The organism is Streptomyces sp. NBC_00435 (assembly GCF_036014235.1).
Classification (GTDB): Bacteria; Actinomycetota; Actinomycetes; order Streptomycetales; family Streptomycetaceae; genus Streptomyces.
Genome location: NZ_CP107924.1, coordinates 4,526,164 through 4,544,288 on the forward strand (window position 1 = coordinate 4,526,164; position 18,125 = coordinate 4,544,288).

Here is an 18,125-nt window from a genome sequence, read left to right on the forward strand (position 1 = left end):
AGTACTACCCGGTGGCCTCAGTAGCCCGTCGGACGGATCAGACCCGTCTCGTACGCGAACACGGCGGCCTGTGTGCGGTCCCGCAGGCCCAGCTTCACGAGGATCCGGCCCACATGCGTCTTCACCGTCTGCTCGGCCAGGATCAGGTGCTCGGCGATCTCCGCGTTCGACATGCCCTGGGCGACCAGCGACAGGACCTCCGTCTCCCGTTCGGTCAGCTCGTCGATTCGCGCCTTCGAAGGCGCCCGCGGCGCCCCCATCCGGGAGAACTCGGTGATCAGACGCTTCGTGATGTTCGGTGCCAGGAGGGCCTCCCCGGCGGCGATCACACGGACCGCCTCCGCCAGCTGATCGGCCGAGGCGTCCTTCAGGAGGAAACCGGAGGCGCCGGCGCGCAGCGCCTCATAGACGTACTCGTCGAGGTCGAAGGTGGTCAGCACCAGCACCTTCACCGCGGAGCCGGGGGCGCCCGTGATGAGGGAAGTGGCCTCGATGCCGCCCATCCCGGGCATGCGGATGTCCATGAGGACCACGTCCGGAGCCAGTTCGGCCACCTTCGTCACGGCCTCGGCGCCGTCGACGGCCTGGCCGACGACCTCGATGTCGGGCTGGGCGTTGAGGAGCACCGTGAAGCCCTGCCGGACCATCATCTGGTCGTCGGCGATCATCACCTTGATCGGGGCGGTCATACGTCCTTCTCCTTCGTCTCGGGAGCGGGGGCAACGACGCCGCTCGGGGACACCGGATCCATCGGCAGGACGGCGCTCACCTCGTACCCCCCGCCGGGGCGGGGGCCGGCGGCCAGCTCACCCCCCAGCATGCCCGCCCGCTCCCGCATCCCGAGCAGCCCGTGTCCCGCCCCCATGCTCGGCGCGGCCGCCCGGGTGGGCGCGCTGTTGGCGACGCACAGGTGCAGTTCGCGGGGTCCGTAGGCGATGCCGACCTCCACGCGGGCGCCGGGCGCGTGCCGAAGGCAGTTGCTCAGCGCCTCCTGCACGATCCGGTACGCGGTGAGCTCCACACCGGGGGACAGCGGTCGGCGGATGCCCGCGATCTCGGTGGTGACCTCGAGCCCGGCCGCCCGGACGTTGTCCACGAGGCCCTCCAACTCGGCCAGGGTGGGCTGCGGATGATGCAGATCGGCGGACTCGTCCCCGTGCTCGGAACGCAGCACGCCCAGCACGCGGCGCAGCTCCGTCAGAGCCTCCACGGCATTCGCCCGGATGCCGGCCAGATTCTCCTTGAGCTCCTCCGTCGGGTTCTCCACGAGGTAGGGAGCCACCTGCGCCTGGATGGAGATCACGGACATGTGGTGCGCGACGACGTCGTGGAGCTCACGGGCGATCCGGCTGCGCTCCTCGAGCAGGGTGCGCCGGGCCCGCTCCTCCTCGGTGAGGGTCTCCTGCTCGACGAGCTTGGTACGGGCCTGTCGCGTCGCGCGCAGGGCGTAGCCGAGGAGGCCGGTGAAGCCGAAGAGGAGGGCGGCCCCCGGGGCACTGGTAGCGCTGTGTTCGGGCTTGAAGAGTCCCTCGGCCAGCCCGGTGAAGGCGATGGACACGAAGACCGCCCCGATGGTCACCTGGGGCCGCACGCGCAGGGCCACCAGCAACAGCACCGGCGCGAAGGCGAATATCCCGGCGGGCATCCAGGGCCAGCTCTGCCCCTGTCCGACGTGGTCGTGGATGGTCCAGGCGATCACGCCCGCCGTGGCCAGGCCGAGCCAGAACCCGGCCATCGGCCGCCGCAGCGCGACCACCACGGACACGCCGACCAGGACCGACAGCAACTCCACCTTGCCGCCGTTGACGTCGTAGTGATTGTGGAGCTGATCCATGGTGAGGAACCGGAAGTACACCGCCAGATAGACGAGCACCACGTGCGGGAGCCAGGCGAGCCAGCGCGGCCGCGACATCTTCGGGAGCGGATCGGACCCCAGGTCGAGCAGGTCCCGGACCACGCCCCGCACTACGGCCGAACTCCCCTCGCGGGGACCTCCGGTGGATCCTCCGGCCGCGGCAGCGGGCGGTGCCGGTGCCGGTACCGCGGCCGGGGTCGTGGGCTCGCTCTGCTCGTTCACGCCGCCCAGCCTAGGCACGGACGGTCTCCACACTGGGCGCCACCGGGCCGGTGACGGATGCGGGCACGGTCCTCACCGCGGCCGGGACGGACGAGGCGACGATCCTGGAGGGGGTGGCCGGGCTCGTGGAAGACCCGTGCGGGGTACGGCTCCTGGATCGCCGTCCACCCTGCTCGTAGGTGCGGAAGGCCGTCCAGCAGACCGTCAGGGCGGCGGCGAACACCGGGAGCCAGAGCAGCCGGACGACTATCCACTGAGGTGAGGAGGGCACGGTGTGCAGCCCCGGGAGGTCGGTGGAGACCAGCAGGCCCAGGGCGGTGACGGCCATCATCGCCGTCTGGTGCCACAGGAAGATCGTCATCGCGGACAGGTTCACCAGGGCCACTTTCGCCCAGGCCCGCGGCCGGCGCATCACCCGAGCCAGCGGTTCGCGCACGAGCAGCGCCAGCCCGCACTGGGCCAGGCCGAACGCGACGGCGGCCAGAGTCGGCGGGTTCAGGTTCGATATAGCCGCCCCGGGAACGCCGACCATGGACGCGGGGTACCCGCCCCAGACGATCAGCGCGGCCGTGGCCACGATCCCGGCGCCGAGCAGCAGTGCGGCCGGGGTGCGGCGGGCGAAGGCGCCCCGGGACCAGGCGGCGCCCAGGGTGTAGGGGACCAGCCAGCCGGCGGCCACATTGACCCAGCCGATCCACTCGGGCCCGCCGAGTCCGAAGCGCCAGACGTCGACGACGGCCACCACGGCCAGCGGCCACACGGGGCTGAGCCGGGTCACGAGCGGGGTCGCGGCGGTGAGCGCGGCGAAGACCAGGAGGAACCACAGCGGGGAGAGCACCAGTTTGAGCAGGGTGTGGACGGTGTCCGTCCCCACTCCGCCGAGCAGCATCCCACCGGCCGCGACGCTCCAGAGGACGAGGACGGCGGCGACCGGCCGGAACAGCCTGCCCAGCCGCTGCCCGACCCACCGCCCGTAGGGAACTCCCCGGCCGCGCGCCGACTCGTACCCCCGCGCCGCGACGTGGCCGCCGACGAGGAAGAAGACGGCGAGGGTCTGGAACACCCAGGAGACCGGGGCCAGTCCGCTCATGTGGGCCAGCGGGCTGGTGGTCCGTAGACCGCCGTCGACGCTGGTGAGCGCGGTGACCAGCCAGTGCCCCAGCACCACGCCGAGGATCGCGAAGGCCCGCAGGGCGTCCACGGCCCGGTCCCGGTGGGCGGGGGTCCCGGAGTCGATGCGGTCCGCGAGAACGGACCAGCGGGAGTGCAGTTCACGCGTGCGCACGGGAGGCCTCCGGAGCGGTGACGGCGGACGGGGCGAGGAGCGAGGCGGAAGTCGGGGCGAGGGGCGGGGCAAGGGGCGGGGCGACGGGCGAGACGGAGGCGGCCGTCGCGGGCCGCGCCGCCGGGGACGCGGCGAGGACGATCCCGGCCAGGCTGTCCAGCGACTCCGTACCCGGCTTGAGGTAGTCGCTGTGCCCGCCGGCGCCGGCCGCGAAGGGCAGGGCCCCGAAGGCCGGGTCCACGGGATCGGCCCCGAAACCCAGCCCGCCGAAGCTGATGTGCGGGACGTGCGCGATCCAGTCGTCCGCGCCCCGGCCGGCCCAGACCCGGGCCCGGGTCGGCAGACCGGCGGCGGAGTCGGCCCCCGTGCCCGGGCTGCCGAACAGGGCGATGTCGGTGACCCCGGGGCCGGTGCCGGTGCGGGCGCAGACGACGGATCCGTAGGAGTGGCAGAGCAGCGAGAGCCGGGCGTCCGGGGCCGCCATCCGCTCCAAACGGGTCAGGAAGGGCCCGAGTTCGGCGGCGGCCCGGTCGGCGCGGGCAGTCGTCAGGACGGTCGGGCTGACCGTGCCGGGGGTGTCGTACCCGAGCCAGGCGACCACGGCGGAGCGCGGATGCTCGGCCTGGATGCGCTGCTGAAGGGCGACGGCCCCGGCACGGAACCTCTGGTAGGTGTCCAGCGTCGTGTCCGAACCGGGAACCAGGACCGCGACCCGGTCGGCGCTCTCCAGATCGCCGAACACCTCAGTGGCGCGTCCCTTGCCGCGCCCGTCGAAGACGAGGAACCGTGCTTCGCCGCCCGCCTCCATCGCCCGCAGCCTCGCGGCGCGCCCGCCGCGGTCGGCCTCCTGGGCCGTGCGGGCGGCCTCGCCGAGATTGGCGAGGTTGGCGGCGTACCGGGCGGGGAGGGGCGCGGTCTCGGGCAGGACCGCGGGAGCCGGCGCGGGGACCTCCGGCGACGCGGCGGCGGAAACAGGGAAGACCACGGCCGCGGCGACGAGCCCGGCCAGCAGCGTGCGGCGCAGACGGCCGCTGCTGCGGCCGGCGGGACGTGCGGTGGGGCGGCGGGTCATGGGTCCGTTCCTTCTCTCGTGCCAGAGGGGCGGTGCTGCGTTCTTCTCTGGTCACGAAATTAGGAATCGGGAGCCCTGGTCGGCGTCCCGCTGTGGAGCCGTCTTCGTGAGTAGCTCTCAGGTATGACAGGGGTTACTCAGGTACCGGGCAAGGCCAGTTGGGCCGGTGGGTCCGGACCCGGCCCCGGACCCGGCCCCGGACCCGTTCAGTCCGCCGCAAGCGGTTCGACGAGCGGTTCGACGAAGCCCGCGCGCCAACGGGGGGCCGGATCCTGGCCGGGGCTGGTCCAGTACTCCCGCGCGCCCACGATCTGCCCGTCCCGCACCGTCCACAGGGAGACGGCACGGTAGACGACGTGGTCCTGAGGTATCTCCACCTCGGTGACGACGAGATCGCCGTCCGCGAGGATCCGCAGCACCTGCACGGATCTCTCGTCCGCGTAGTCGTCATCGCTGATGACGGCGATGAAATTGCCGCGACCGACGATGCGTTCGCTGCTCACGGGCCATTCGATGACCGCGTCCTCAGCGATCAGCGGGGCCACTTCGTCCCAGTCGCGTGCCTCGATCCGCTCCCACAGTCGTGCCACTACCTTCAACGGCTCCATGTGCCGCAGTGTGCGATGGGTCTGTCGGATGCAACAACCTTTGCCTACAGGCTTATTGACATCGAAATAATCACTGCCGGTGGTACGTGAGCGGCACGCTGCGGCTGTCGGCGAGCTCCCGCACCAGGCTCCCGTCGGGCAGCAGGCGCAGCGTGCTGCGACCACCCGGTGTGCAGGTGGGCGCGGCTCCGGAGGTGACGGTGGAGGGGGCGAGCTCGACGGTGCCCGCTCCGTCGGTGGCCCCGGCCGCAGCGGAGCCCAGCGGTGCGGTCCAGGCGCAGGCGAGGCCGGGAGCCTGCACGCTCAGGGACATGACGGGGGTGCCGGCCTCACCGGGGGTGAGGGTGAGCCGCCAGCTCTGGCCTCCGGAGGTGGCGCGCCAGGTGCCGGCGTAGGCCTCGGGCAGCCCGGCGGGCGGGGGGACGGAAGCGGGGCCCGAGGTGGGGCCGGAGGCGGTCGAGGCCGTGACTCCTGTGGTGGGCGGGGTGCCCGGGGTGGCCAGCGGCCGGTCGTCTCCGGTCATGACGGCGTACACGGTGCCGCCCGCCGCGAAGGCGACGACCGCTGCGATGGAGACGAGGAAGACGGTGGACGCGGAGGCGGAGGCGGAGGCGGAGGCGGAGGCGGACGGGGCGGCGGACGGGGCGGCGGCGGTAGGCGAAGGGGAGGGAGAGGGCGCGGAAGGAGGCGGTGCGGCGGGTGCGGGCCACTGGGCCGGGGCGGCTGCCGATGGTTCCGGTTTCCCCGCAGGGGGAGGGACGGGCGCCGCCCGGTCCGGTCCGGCGTCCTCGCGGTCCAGGAGGGCCGCGGCGTGCAGCCCGACCCGTGCGAGCAGCGGCGCCGGAAGCCAGGGATCCGGTATGGCCGACCGGTCCGCGGCGGCCCGCGCGAGCACCTCGGCAGGCGTCGGCCGCGCGGCGGGTTCCTTGTGCAGGCAGTCCCGTACGAGGCCGCGCAGTTCGGGCGGTACGCCGGCCAGGTCCGGTTCCGCTTCGGTGATGCGCAGCAGGAGCGCCGCGATGCCTCCGGGCTGCTCCGGGTCCCCGAAAGGCAGTTGGCCGGTGGCGGCGTAGGCGAGTACCGCGCCGAGGCCGAACACGTCGCAGGCCGGGGTCAGCGGAGTGCCGCGGATCTGCTCGGGGGCGAGGAAGCCGGGGGAGCCGAGCAGTTCGCCGGTCTGCGTGAGCGCGGGGCCGTCGGCGGCTTCCAGGGCCCGGGCGATGCCGAAGTCGATGACGCGGGGGCCGTCGGGGGTGAGCAGGATGTTGCCGGGCTTCAGGTCCCGGTGGACGAGTCCGGCGCGGTGGATGTCCTGGAGGGCGTACGAGAGCCCCGCGGCCAGAACCCGTAGAGAGCCGGCCGGCAGCGGGCCGAAGTCGCGTGCTACGGCTTGGCGCAGGCTCGGCCCGGCGATGTAGGCGGTGGCCAGCCAGGGGATGTCCGCGTCGGGATCGGCGTCGAGGACGGGGGCGGTCCAGGCTCCGCCGACGAGGCGGGCGGCGGTGACCTCGCGGCGGAAGCGGGTGCGGAAGCCGGGGTCGGAGGCGAGGCCGGGGTGGATCAGCTTCACGGCTACGGCGGCAGAAGCAGCGGCGGCGGTGGCGTCGGCGGTGGCGTCGGCGGTGAGGTGCGTGGCGGGGCTCGCGCCCAGGGGGTCGCGGCGGGCGAGGTAGACCTGGCCCATGCCGCCGGAGCCGAGTCGGGCGAGCAGGTGGTAGGGGCCGATGTGCTGTGGGTCCCGCGGGTGCAGCTGTTCCATGACTGGGTGGTCCTCCCCCTGGGACTCGCCGGGGGTCGACAATAGTGCGGGCGGTCGCGGTGCCGTGCGGTGGGTGGGGGCGGGGTTGCCTGCGGCGGCGTGAACGGGGCGGGCAGTCCGGGCAGCCCAGCGAGCCGGGCAGCCCGGGGAGTCCCAGAGCTTGGCAGCCCGGGGAGCGCAGGGGTCCAAGGAGCCTTGGCAGTGCAGGAAGTTCGGGAAGTCCCAGGAACTTGGCAGCGCGGGGAGCCCGAGGGGGCCCAAGGAGCTCGGGGAGTGCAGTTAGTTCGGGCACTCCGGGAAAGCGGGAGTTCGGGTAGTTCCGGAAGTCGGGCAGTAGCCCAGGCAGCCCACGCACTCCAGCGAGCCCATGGGGCCCAAGGAGCCGGGGGAGTTCGGGCAGTCCGGGAAAGCGGGAGTTCAGGTAGTCCCGGAAGTCGGGCAGTAGTCCGGGCAGCCCAGGCAGCCCAGGCAGCCCACGCAGTCCGGGCAGCCCACGCAGTCCACGCAGTCCACGCAGTCCGGGCGGCCCGGGCGGCCCGGGCGGCCCGGGCGGCCCGGGCCAGCCCGGGCAGTCCAGGGAGTTCGGGGAGCCCTGGGAGCCCAAGGGAGTCCGGGCAGTCCAGGGGCGGGGCGGCCTGGGGTGTGTTCGGTGGGCCGGTGTGGCCTGGCGGGGCTCGCGCGCGTGTGGACGGGGGCCCGAACCGCTGGAGGCGGGCTAGCCCTTCGCGTTCGGCTTCCAGTCCTCGGCGAGGAGTCCGAGCAGTACGTCGTCCAGGAACTCGCCCGTCACCCAGGCCGAGGAGCGCAGCACGCCCTCGCGGACGAAGCCGTTGCGCTCGGCCGCGTGCAGCATCGCGGCGTTGTCCGACAGCGTCTCGATCTGCAGCCGCTGCAGGCCACGCACGATGAAACCGTAGTGGCAGAGCACCGCGACAGCGTCGGTTCCGCAGCCCCTGCCGCGAGCGGACGGCAGCAGTCCGAGGCCGATGTGCGCGGACCGGTTGTGGTCGTCGATGCCCCACAGCACCGCGTTGCCGACCAGCGCGCCGCTGTCCAGCTCCACCATGGAGAACGGGGCATTCCGTTGCTCCTTGCCGTCCACCACGAACGGCGAGTCCTTGGAGCCGGGCGGCGTGATCGGCAGCCACGGCCGGAGTGCGGACCGCGAGTAGTTGACCGGGTCGTCGTAGAGCCCGGCCGTCAGGACCGGGACGTCGTCTTCGTGCCGGGCCCTGAGCCCGACCTTGCTGCCTCTGAGCATGCGGGCTTCCTATCCGAACGGGTTCCGGAACGGCAACCGGATTAGGCACCTGCACCACCCGCACCACCCGCACCGCCCGCACCGGCACCTCCCGGGCTTCGGAAGGCCCACCGGACCCCGCCCTAGGAAGCCGGGGAACCGGGTCCAGGCGCCACGGCCTCCAGGGCCTCCGGAGCGGCATGCGCTTCCAGAACATCCATGGCGGCCGAGAGCCGTTCCAGGACGCGGACCGTTTCCGTGAAGGCCTCCTCGCCCAGGGCCTCCGCGAGGCGGGTGGCCAGGGACGCGTGGCCCGGGCCGATCCGGGCCACGGCCGCGCGGCCGGCCTCCGTCGGGCACAGCAGTTTCGCGCGGCGGTGGGCCGGGTTGGGGACGTACTCGGCGAGGCCCTTGGAGGCCAGGAGGTCGGCGACGCGCTGCACGCTCTGCCGGGTGATGCCCATGGCCCGGGCGATGCCGGCGACGGGGAGCGGATCGTGCAGAACGGCGCCGAGTACCTGCCACCAGGCGGCGGTCAGCCCTGCCGGGCGGGCCAGTTCCTCGGACACGGAGAGGAACTGGCCGTTGAGGCGGAACACGCCGAGTGCGGTGCGGCTCAGGAGGTCCTGCCGCATGCGGAGCGAGTCCGCATGCGGCTCCGGACCAACCCCCGATCCCGCCCCCGCCCCCGATCCCGCCCCCGCTCCCGCGCCAAAGACAGCGGGAGCGGGGTCAGGCCGGTCAGCCGTGTCAGGCATCGCCCGACTCCGCCGCCGCCATGAGGACCGGGTACGCGGTCGGGTCGGAGTCGTGGAACAGGCGGTACCACGCGTCGAGGACGTGCGGCTTGTAGACCCCGAGGCGGGCGAAGACTTCGCGGGCGAACGCCACCGGTTCCGTCGGGCCCGCCGTGATCAGGTCGCCGTCGGTGACCGCGTCGGCCTCGACGTAGTGTGCGGCGCCCGCGTAGCCCGGCTGGCCGCCGAGGTAGAAGGGGGCCGCGCTGGTGTGCGTACGCCCGTCCAGGACTCCCGCGCGGGCCAGGCCCGCCGTGGCTCCGCAGATCGCCGCGACCGGGACGCCGGCCGCCAGGAACTCCGCGGCCTTCGCGGCGAAGGGGGCCAGCTCGTCGCCCGCGTCCCACAGTCCGGCGCCGGTCAGGATCAGGAGGGACGACTCCCCCGGGCTCAGGTCGGCCAGGGCCAGGTCGGGCTGGACGCGGAGGCCTCCCATGGTGGTGACGGGCTCGCCGGCGGCGAAGCCGACCGTGCGGACCTCGTACCCGCGCTGGGTCAGGTGTGCGGTGGTGTGGCCCGTCTCCCAGTCGGCGTAGGTGTCGTAGACCGCCACGTGGACCGTCGGGAATGGGGAAGTGCCTGTGTCTGCTGTCCGGGCTTCGCTCATCGTGCTCGCCTCCAGCGTCCTGCCATCGGGGTCCGCGACCGGGGCCCGCGACCGGGGTCCCTCGATCCGTCCCCGTCATCGGGATTGATGTGCCCTATGACAGTAGACTGGCAGAGTGACAGCCTGCTGTCAATCATTCTCGAGTAATGCGGTCCAGCCTTGTGCGGGCCGTGCCGGGCCGCCCCCCATACAGACTGCCGAGACCCGCCCCCCACCCGCATACAGACCGCCGATATCCCACCCCACCTGCGCACTTCTACGGTGGCGGCATGACCCCTCACGTCACCTCGGGCGCCTCCGTCAAGGCTGCCGACCGCGCTCACGTCTTCCACTCCTGGTCCGCACAGGCCCTGATCGACCCGCTCGCCGTGGCCAAAGCCGAGGGGTCGCACTTCTGGGACTACGACGGCAGGCGCTACCTCGACTTCGCCTCCCAGCTGGTCAACACCAACATCGGTCACCAGCACCCCAAGGTCGTCGCCGCCATCCAGGAGCAGGCGGCCACGCTCTGCACCCTGGCCCCCGGTTTCGCCGTCGACGTCCGCTCCGAGGCCGCACGCCTCATCGCGCAGCGGACCCCCGGCGACCTCGACAAGATCTTCTTCACCAACGGCGGAGCCGAAGCCGTGGAGAACGCCGTCCGCATGGCCCGGCTGCACACCGGCCGGCAGAAGGTGATGTCCACCTACCGCTCCTACCACGGCGCCACCGCGGCCGCGATCAACCTGACCGGCGACCCGCGCCGCTGGCCCTCCGACCAGGCCGCCGCGGGCGTCGTGCACTTCTGGGGACCGTTCCTCTACCGCTCGCCGTTCCACGCGACCACCGAGGCCGAGGAGTGCGAACGCGCCCTCACCCACCTCGCCGACACGATCGCCTTCGAGGGCCCCGCGACGATCGCCGCGATCATCCTGGAGTCCGTCCCCGGCACGGCCGGGATCATGACCCCGCCCCCCGGCTACCTGGCCGGCGTGCGCGAGCTCTGCGACCGTTACGGCATCGTCTTCATCCTGGACGAGGTCATGTCGGGATTCGGCCGGACCGGCAAGTGGTTCGCCGCCGAGCACTGGGACGTCACCCCCGACCTGATCACCTTCGCCAAGGGCGTCAACAGCGGCTACGTCCCGCTCGGCGGCGTCGCGATCTCCGCCGCGATCGCGGAGACCTTCGCCACGCGCCCCTACCCGGGCGGGCTGACCTACTCCGGTCACCCCCTCGCCTGCGCGGCCGCCGTCGCGACGATCACCGCGATGGAGGAGGAGGGCATCGTCGAGCACGCCGCCCACCTCGGCGAGAACGTGATCGGCCCGGCCCTCGCCGAGCTCGCGGAGCGCCACCCCTCGGTCGGGGAGGTGCGCGGTCTGGGCGCCTTCTGGGCGCTGGAACTCGTACGGGACAAGGAGACGCGCGAGCCGCTCGTCCCGTACAACGCCGCCGGCGCGGACAATGCGCCGATGGCCGAGTTCGCCGCCGCCTGCAAGGCGTCCGGGCTGTGGCCGTTCGTCAACATGAACCGCACCCACGTCGTCCCGCCGTGCAACATCACGGAGGCGGACGCGAAGGAGGGCCTGGCCCTGCTGGACGATGCCCTGACCGTCGCGGACAAGCACGTTTCGGCCTGAAACTCCTGGGTCGGGCCCCGGGTCCGCGTCCTGGGTCCCGCCCCGCATCCGGTCCACCCGCTCCCGGCTCCGGCCCCGGGGGAATCCGTCCACACCCCTGCTGAACAGCGGGAACGATCCTGCGCGGGGGCCCCGGGAGGGCCCCGCGCAGGATCTGGCGATCAAGAAATGAGCCCTCGGCCGTCCGGATAACGGGCGCTAAATCCATATAGCGGCCACAAACCGAACGGTTTCGGCCGTCCTGCCTGGCCTAAGGTGTCCGAAGCCCACAGATGGAGACGGACCCCTATGACAGGCAGCGGCGCTGTCACCCGCAACACACTTCGCCAGCAGATCGCGGACGCGCTGCGTGACGAGGTGCTCGCGGGGCGTCTGCCCGCCGGGACCGAGTTCACCGTCAAACAGATCGCCGAGCAGTACGAAGTCTCCGCGACCCCCGTCCGCGAGGCCCTCGTCGACCTCTCCGCACAGGGCCTGCTCGACTCCGTCCAGCACCGCGGCTTCCGCGTCCGAGTCTTCTCCGTGGACGATTTCCGGGGCATGATCGAGGCTCGTACGTTGATCGTGGAAGGAATCTTCCGCCGACTCGTCGAACGCGGCACCGCTCCCGGCACCGGCGAGCGGCTGGTCTCGGTTCGCCGCCGGGCGGAGGAGGCGCGCAGGACGGCGCTGAACGGCTCGCTCGAAGTGCTGATCGGCTACGACCTGCGCTTCTGGAGGGAGCTGAGCGGGCTGGTCGGCAACACGTACATCTCCGAATTCCTGCACCGCATCCGAGTGCAGTGCTGGGTGTTCGCCGTGCCCTACCTGAAGGCGGAGCCGCACCTGCGCAGCAGCCTGTGGGCCGGCCACAACGAACTGATCGACGCGGTGACCCGCGCGGACGCCGAGGAGGTACGACGCCTCGTGCACGCGTACAACCAGCACGGTCTGGACTGGGCCGCGGGCCTGAAGGCGGCGCGCACGTGAGCGGGGAGAACAGCGTGAACGACGTGCGCGGCACGAACGACGTTGCCGCAGTGCGTGATGCGTACGGCGTGCGCGGCGCGGGCGAGGACGGGGCGGCCCCGGCCGGTGCGCGATGGCTCGGCGCCGTCGGCCTCTCCGTGGTCGTCCCCGGTCCCGTCCCGCAGGACACCCTCACCGCCCTGCGCGACCACCTCGACGCGCACAGCGGCACCGGGCCCGGCGACTGGGAACTCCTCGTGGTCGCCGCCGACGACGGTCCGGCCGCCGCCGACGGTCCGGCCGCGGGGGCGGCCCCGGCCGCCGCCGCGGCCGAGCCCCGGATCCGCCTGGTCCGCCCCGCCGAAGGCCACCGGGGCAAGGGCGCGGCGCTGCGCGCGGGGGTGCTCGCCTCGGCGGGCGACCGGGTACTGCTCACCGATGCCGCCCTCACGACGCCGCTCGACGAGCTGGCCCGCCTGCAGGAGCTCCTGGACGAGGACGCGGACGCGGGGGAGCACACGGGTGCGAGCGCGGGCGCGGGCGTGAACCAGGGGCCGGCCCAGGCCGCGGTCCTGGGCCGCTCCGGAAACCGCCTGGTCCGCGCCCTCGGCATACCCGGAATCCCCGGCTTCCGCGCCGACACCTGCGGCTTCGCCCTGTTCGACGGCGACCGCGCCCGCGCCGCCTTCGCCGCCTCCACCCTCGACGGCCCGGCCATCGACGCCGAGGTGCTGCGCTGGGTCCGCCGCCAGGGCTGGCACGTGGCCGAGATCCCGGTGGGCCGTGCCGTGCCGAAGGCCCCGGCGCCGCGGACCGACCGCCGCCAGGCCCTCGGCGAGCTGCTGCGCCTGAACGCCGGCGGCCTCGCGGTCGCAGCCGTCTTCCTCGCGCTCTCCTTCTACGTCTTCCACGGGCTGTGGGCGGACCTCGACGGCAGCTACCTCGCGGACGCGCTCCAGGACCAGAACCAGTGGGAGTGGTTCGTCGGCGTCACCACCGACAACATCACCCACCTCCGCAATCCGCTCTTCACCTTCGCCCAGGGCATGCCCGACGGCGTGAACCTGATGGCCAACGCCACGATGCTCGGCCTGAACGTGCCGCTCATCCCCATCACGCTCCTCTTCGGCGAGACGGTCACCTTCGCGCTGGTGCTCACGCTCGGCATGGCCGCCAGCGCCTGGACCTGGTACTGGCTGATCCGCCGGCACTTCGTGCGCTCCCGCTGGGCCGCGGCCGCGGGCGGGGCGCTCGCCGCCTTCGCGCCGCCGATGGTCTCGCACGCCAACGGCCACCCGAACTTCGTCGTCCTCTTCATGATCCCGCTGATCATCGACCGGACCCTGCGCCTGTGCGGCCCGCACCGCAGGGACCACAGCGTGACCCGTGACGGGGTCCTGCTCGGGCTCTTCGCGGCGTACCAGATCTTCATCGGCGAGGAGCCGCTGCTCATCGCCGCGCTCGGCATGCTGGTCTTCTCCCTCGCCTGCCTGCTCGTCGACCGCCGCCGCGCCCTCGCGGCCGCGCGACCGCTGGGCACGGGCGTGGCCGTGGCCCTCTCGGTGTGCCTGCCGCTGCTGATCGTCCCGCTGTACTGGCAGTTCTCCGGCCCGCAGAGCTACCACTCGGTCCTGCACGGGGACAACGCCGGGAACAGCCCGCGCGCCCTGATCGAGTACGCCTCCCGTTCCCTCTTCGGAGACCCGGAGACGGCCGGGCGGCTCTCCCTGAACACCACCGAGCAGAACGCCTTCTACGGCTGGCCCCTGCTGGCCGTCGCCGTCGCCGTGTGCGTGTGGCTGTGGCGGGACAGGGCGGTACGGGCCCTCGCGGTCACCGGCTTCGTGGCGCTCCTGCTGTCCCTCGGGCCGTGGGTACCCGTCCCTCGCACCGGGGTCGTGCTGCCGGGCCCCTGGCGCCTGATCATCAAGCTGCCGCTCTTCGAGTCGGTGATCGAGGGGCGCGTGGCGATGGTGTGCGCCCCCGTCCTGGGCATCCTGCTCGCCCTCGCGCTCGACCGGATCGCCGGGCTGCGCACGCGCGAGCTGCGCACGCTGGGCCTGCTGGGGGCGGCGGCCGCGCTGATCCCGGTCCTGCCGCTGCCGCTGACCGTACGGGACCGCGCGCCGGTGCCCGCCTTCATCACCTCGGGGTCCTGGAAGGACTACGTCAAGGACGGGGAGACACTCGTTCCGGTACCGCTGCCGGACCCTGGCCAGGCGGACGCGCTGCACTGGCAGGTCGAGGCGGACTTCGGCTTCCGGCTGGCCGGCGGCTACTTCAACGGCCCGTGGGGACCGGACCGCATGGGCATCTACGGAGCCACCCCGCGCAACCTGTCGAACCTCCTGCGCGACGTCCGCTACGGTGCGCAGCCGCCCGAGATCACCCCGGCCTGGCAGGTGCAGGCCCGCCAGGACCTGGAGTACTGGAAGGCGGGCGCGATCGTGCTGCCGGTCCAGGACCGGGACACCGAGCTGCGGCAACTGATCACTGGACTGCTCGGCCGGCCGCCGGAGAAGGTGCTGGACGCGTGGGTCTGGAGGGTGGGACCGGGGCAGTTGTAGGTCTTCCCGGAACCGTTGTCGCGCCGCGGGCCCGGGCGCAGGTTCTGCTCACCTCTTCGCGGAGCGTGTCCGGCGCACTACGCTGGCCCGATCGGCGGCAACGACTGATCGGAGGCCGAGTGGCCTGTGACCTGTGGCTGGTCCCCCTTGTCGACGTGCTGTGCCACAGCCCCGACAATCCCTTCGCGGAAGAGATCGCCTCGTACGACAAGGCGCTGGGCGAGGCCGGACTGCCGTCCGTGCCGGTGTTCGCGTACATGCCGGGGCTGTCCGGGGACGTCGCCCCGGTAGCCGGTTTCGACTATGACGCCCTGCACTTCCTGCGGCGGGCGTACCTCCTCCAGATCTGCGGGCTGCCGGTGACCCCGGTGGACGAGCTGGGCGGGGACTACGAGCAGCTGCTGGAGATGTTCGAGCCGACGGCGCAGCAGTCGCACCTCGTGTGGCACTACGACCACGCGGGGGCGTACGTTCCCGTGGACTTCGCGGCGCCGCTGGCCAACGAGGAGCTGCTGGCCGGCGGCGGGCCGCTGGGCTCGGCGCAGGGGCTGCTGCGCGAGCTGGCGGTGGTGGCTCCCGCGATCGGGATAGATCCCGGGAATCCCCCGACGGCGCCCGCGCCGCCGGGGCGGCCGACGTCGCTGGAGGAGCCGGCCGGGCCGATTCCGTACGACGACAGCCCGTTCGCGCGGGAGCGGCACGTATGGCTGGGCCTGCACGCGGCGGCGACCCGGAGCCTCGGCCAGGGCTCGATGATCATCTTCAGCTGACCGGTCCGCACGCGGCCGGTCCGGGTCGCACCGGATGCGGGTGGGGCCGGTTCCGCCGCGCGGAACGGCCCCACCCGTCAGCGCGGCTGTTCCGGGGGTCTCTGGCGCGGCATGTTCGGGCGGGTGCCCGGCGGGAGGGGGAAGCGGGTCGGCGGGACGTACGCGTCCGAGCGCGCCCCGCCCGCGCCCAGGGACTGCATGACCAGCGGTGCGGGGCCCGAGCTGAACTCGACCATCCACTCCGCGGTCTCGGAGCGCACGAGCTCCGTCACGTCCTCCGAGAAGCGCCGCAGCACGGTAAGACATCGCTCAGCGGCCTCGCTCGCGGTGCCCTCCGTCGGGCCCAGGATCTCCCGGACGTTCTCGGTGGCCCAGTCGAACTGCAGGGTCTGCAGCCGCCGCTGCACGGCCTGTGCCGTCGCCACGTCCCGCATCCAGCCCGAGGTCAGGCCGAAGAACCGGTCGCCGGCCAGGCAGGCCGCTCCCAGGAGCAGCGCGAGGTAGCCGTACGAGGTCGCCCCGGACACCGAGCCGGTCAGTTCCAGCAGGGGCATCGCGGCGCCCGTGACCGCGCCCACGGCGGCCCCGACCCGCAGGATCCGGGCGCCCCGGCGCTTCCACGCCCGGTCGGACAGGTACCACTCGGCGGTGCGCAGCGCGTCTGCCTCGACCCGCCGGTAGAGCTCGTCGAGCCGCTCGGCGGGCTCGCCCCAGTCCCCGAGAGGGAACGGCAGGCCGGTGAGGTCGCCGTCCTCAGCGGGATCCCGGGGTGGCCCCTCGGGCTGCATCTCCGGCTGACTCACCCGGCACTCCCTCTGCCTGCGCTGACGTGTGGTGGTGCGCGTGTGCGCAATGGTGCGCATGCTCTTCCTACCTTCGAATGGGACGCGATGGGCAACGATTCCCCGGATTTCCGCCCGCAAGGAGGGCTCCAGCAGGTACGCGTACGCCTCATCTCTCACTCGAAAGAGTTGGTCCTCACGGCGTAGGGCGCGGGGCCCGGGGAGCACGTAGGCTCGGATTGACCAAGCCGCCCGGCGCTTGGCCCGACGCTACGGAGTGAGTGACCTGTGATTCCCGGTGGTGGTCAGCCCAACATGCAGCAGCTGCTCCAGCAGGCCCAGAAGATGCAGCAGGACCTCGCCGTGGCGCAGGAGGAGCTGGCGCGGACCGAGGTCGAGGGCCAGGCCGGCGGCGGTCTGGTCAAGGCGACCGTCACCGGTTCCGGTGAACTGCGCGCGCTGGTGATCGACCCGAAGGCCGTGGACCCCGAGGACACGGAGACGCTCGCCGACCTGGTCGTCGCGGCGGTCCAGGCGGCCAACGAGAATGCGCAGGCGCTTCAGCAGCAGAAGCTGGGTCCGCTGGCGCAGGGCCTGGGCGGCGGCAGCGGCATCCCCGGCCTCCCGTTCTAGTACCTGCGCACCCCCTACTCCCCGCTCTCCCTCCGAAAACCGAAAGAAGGCAGTCCGTTGTACGAAGGCGTGGTCCAGGACCTGATCGACGAACTGGGCAGGCTGCCCGGCGTCGGGCCCAAGAGCGCGCAGCGGATCGCCTTCCACATCCTGCAGGCCGAGCCCACCGACGTCCGCCGCCTCGCGCACACGCTGCTCGAGGTCAAGGACAAGGTCCGGTTCTGCGCGGTGTGCGGGAACGTGGCGCAGGAGGAGCGGTGCAACATCTGCCGCGACCCGCGCCGCGATCTCACGGTCATCTGTGTGGTCGAGGAGTCGAAGGACGTCGTCGCGATCGAGCGGACCCGTGAGTTCCGGGGCCGGTACCACGTCCTCGGCGGCGCGATCAGCCCGATCGAGGGCGTCGGACCGGACGATCTGCGCATCCGGGAGCTGCTGGCGCGGCTCGCCGACGGCGCGGTCACCGAGCTGATCCTCGCGACCGACCCGAACCTGGAGGGCGAGGCGACCGCCACCTACCTCGCCCGCATGATCAAGCCCATGGGCCTGAAGGTCACCCGCCTGGCCAGCGGGCTCCCCGTCGGGGGAGATCTGGAGTACGCGGACGAGGTCACGCTGGGGCGGGCCTTTGAAGGAAGGCGACTTCTCGATGTCTGACGCAACGCTGCACGCCCTGGGACAGGATCCGGACGACTTCGCCGTCCAGATCTCCGACCAGATCGAGTCCTTCATCGTCGCGGTCACCGAGGTGGCCAAGGGCGAGGACCCGGACAGCGCCGTGCCCTTCCTCCTCCTGGAGGTGTCCCAGCTGCTGCTGGCGGGCGGCCGGCTGGGCGCGTACCAGGACGTCCTGCCCGACGAGCGCTACGAGCCCGACCTGGGCCCTGAGCCGGACGTGGACGACCTGCGCGAGCGCTTCGCGGTGATGCTGGAGCCGGTCGACGTCTACTCGGAGGTCTTCGACCCCTACGAGCCGCGCAAGCCCCCGGTCGCGCACCGGATCTCCGACGACCTGGCCGACGTGGTCGCGGACCTGCGGCACGGGCTCATCCACTACCAGTCCGACCGGGTCACCGAAGCCCTGTGGTGGTGGCAGTTCTCCTACTTCACCAACTGGGGTCCGACGGCGTCGGCCACGCTGCGCGCCCTGCAGTCGCTGGTCGCCCACGTACGCCTGGACCAGCCGCTGGCGGCCCTGGACGGGCTGGACACGGACGAGGACCTGGCGGAGGACGAGCTCGCGGAGCAGGCCGGGCAGGTCATGGCGGAGGAGCTGGGCGGTCTCGGCCGGAGGTGACGTCCCGGAGGCGGCGACCCGGAGGCGGTGTCGCACAGGCGGTGTCCCGGAGGTGGCGACC

Annotated in this window: 17 protein-coding genes; 7 read left to right on the top strand and 10 right to left on the bottom strand. The window is 72.6% G+C overall.

All coding sequences use genetic code 11. The features are described from left to right. Window positions 1–17: 17 nt before the first annotated feature. The 9 genes from OG389_RS20820 to OG389_RS20860 all read right to left on the bottom strand — a co-directional run bounded on the left by OG389_RS20820 (window position 18) and on the right by OG389_RS20860 (window position 9,445). Window positions 18–689, bottom strand: coding sequence for a response regulator transcription factor (locus OG389_RS20820; protein ID WP_328299974.1), 672 nt, complete (start codon window positions 687–689; stop codon window positions 18–20). Continuing rightward, window positions 686–2,077 (bottom strand): sensor histidine kinase, encoded by a 1,392-nt coding sequence (locus OG389_RS20825; protein WP_328299975.1) that lies wholly within the window; start codon window positions 2,075–2,077, stop codon window positions 686–688. The genes OG389_RS20820 and OG389_RS20825 overlap by 4 nt, the downstream gene beginning before the upstream one ends. A gap of 10 nt (window positions 2,078–2,087) precedes the next feature. Beyond that, window positions 2,088–3,362 carry an acyltransferase family protein gene (locus tag OG389_RS20830; RefSeq protein ID WP_328299976.1) on the bottom strand — a complete coding sequence of 425 codons (1,275 nt, stop codon included), beginning with the start codon at window positions 3,360–3,362 and terminating at the stop codon, window positions 2,088–2,090. Then, complete coding sequence (locus tag OG389_RS20835) at window positions 3,349–4,434, bottom strand: alpha/beta hydrolase (protein WP_328299977.1); 1,086 nt, start codon at window positions 4,432–4,434, stop codon at window positions 3,349–3,351. Before OG389_RS20835 ends, OG389_RS20830 begins: the two co-directional genes overlap by 14 nt. Window positions 4,435–4,640: 206 nt before the next feature. Then, window positions 4,641–5,042 carry a nuclear transport factor 2 family protein gene (locus OG389_RS20840; protein ID WP_328299978.1) on the bottom strand — a complete coding sequence of 134 codons (402 nt, stop codon included), beginning with the start codon at window positions 5,040–5,042 and terminating at the stop codon, window positions 4,641–4,643. A gap of 70 nt (window positions 5,043–5,112) precedes the next feature. Beyond that, window positions 5,113–6,801: a serine/threonine-protein kinase gene (locus OG389_RS20845; RefSeq protein WP_328299979.1), complete on the bottom strand. Its 1,689-nt coding sequence runs from the start codon at window positions 6,799–6,801 to the stop codon at window positions 5,113–5,115. A gap of 715 nt (window positions 6,802–7,516) precedes the next feature. Further along, window positions 7,517–8,062, bottom strand: coding sequence for a GNAT family N-acetyltransferase (locus OG389_RS20850; protein WP_328299980.1), 546 nt, complete (start codon window positions 8,060–8,062; stop codon window positions 7,517–7,519). A 122-nt stretch (window positions 8,063–8,184) separates the two neighbouring features. Continuing rightward, window positions 8,185–8,676, bottom strand: a complete 492-nt coding sequence (locus OG389_RS20855) for a MarR family winged helix-turn-helix transcriptional regulator (protein ID WP_328299981.1) — start codon at window positions 8,674–8,676, stop codon at window positions 8,185–8,187. Window positions 8,677–8,791: 115 nt separating this feature from the next. Then, window positions 8,792–9,445 carry a DJ-1/PfpI family protein gene (locus OG389_RS20860; protein WP_328299982.1) on the bottom strand — a complete coding sequence of 218 codons (654 nt, stop codon included), beginning with the start codon at window positions 9,443–9,445 and terminating at the stop codon, window positions 8,792–8,794. A gap of 269 nt (window positions 9,446–9,714) precedes the next feature. On the opposite strand from OG389_RS20860, the gene OG389_RS20865 reads away from it, so the two are divergent. The 4 genes from OG389_RS20865 to OG389_RS20880 all read left to right on the top strand — a co-directional run bounded on the left by OG389_RS20865 (window position 9,715) and on the right by OG389_RS20880 (window position 15,352). Continuing rightward, window positions 9,715–11,067, top strand: coding sequence for an aspartate aminotransferase family protein (locus tag OG389_RS20865; RefSeq protein ID WP_328299983.1), 1,353 nt, complete (start codon window positions 9,715–9,717; stop codon window positions 11,065–11,067). Between the two features lie 288 nt (window positions 11,068–11,355). Next, window positions 11,356–12,036, top strand: a complete 681-nt coding sequence (locus OG389_RS20870; RefSeq protein WP_328299984.1) for a GntR family transcriptional regulator — start codon at window positions 11,356–11,358, stop codon at window positions 12,034–12,036. Next, complete coding sequence (locus OG389_RS20875) at window positions 12,033–14,582, top strand: glycosyltransferase 87 family protein (protein ID WP_328299985.1); 2,550 nt, start codon at window positions 12,033–12,035, stop codon at window positions 14,580–14,582. The genes OG389_RS20870 and OG389_RS20875 overlap by 4 nt, the downstream gene beginning before the upstream one ends. 119 nt (window positions 14,583–14,701) lie before the next feature. Further along, on the top strand, window positions 14,702–15,352 hold the full coding sequence (locus tag OG389_RS20880; protein WP_328299986.1) for a hypothetical protein: 651 nt from the start codon (window positions 14,702–14,704) through the stop codon (window positions 15,350–15,352). A 77-nt stretch (window positions 15,353–15,429) separates the two neighbouring features. Here OG389_RS20880 and OG389_RS20885 read toward each other — a convergent pair whose 3' ends face one another. Then, complete coding sequence (locus tag OG389_RS20885) at window positions 15,430–16,155, bottom strand: SLATT domain-containing protein (RefSeq protein ID WP_328299987.1); 726 nt, start codon at window positions 16,153–16,155, stop codon at window positions 15,430–15,432. Between the two features lie 267 nt (window positions 16,156–16,422). Here OG389_RS20885 and OG389_RS20890 point away from each other — a divergent pair, with 267 nt between their 5' ends. The 3 genes from OG389_RS20890 to OG389_RS20900 are packed head-to-tail and all read left to right on the top strand — an operon-like array spanning window position 16,423 to window position 18,064. Then, a complete protein-coding gene (locus OG389_RS20890; protein WP_328299988.1) occupies window positions 16,423–16,767 on the top strand; it encodes a YbaB/EbfC family nucleoid-associated protein in 345 nt (114 codons plus the stop codon). Between the two features lie 57 nt (window positions 16,768–16,824). Continuing rightward, a complete protein-coding gene (gene recR / locus OG389_RS20895; protein ID WP_328299989.1) occupies window positions 16,825–17,424 on the top strand; it encodes a recombination mediator RecR in 600 nt (199 codons plus the stop codon). Further along, window positions 17,417–18,064, top strand: coding sequence for a DUF5063 domain-containing protein (locus OG389_RS20900; RefSeq protein ID WP_328299990.1), 648 nt, complete (start codon window positions 17,417–17,419; stop codon window positions 18,062–18,064). Before recR ends, OG389_RS20900 begins: the two co-directional genes overlap by 8 nt. Window positions 18,065–18,125: the final 61 nt, after the last annotated feature.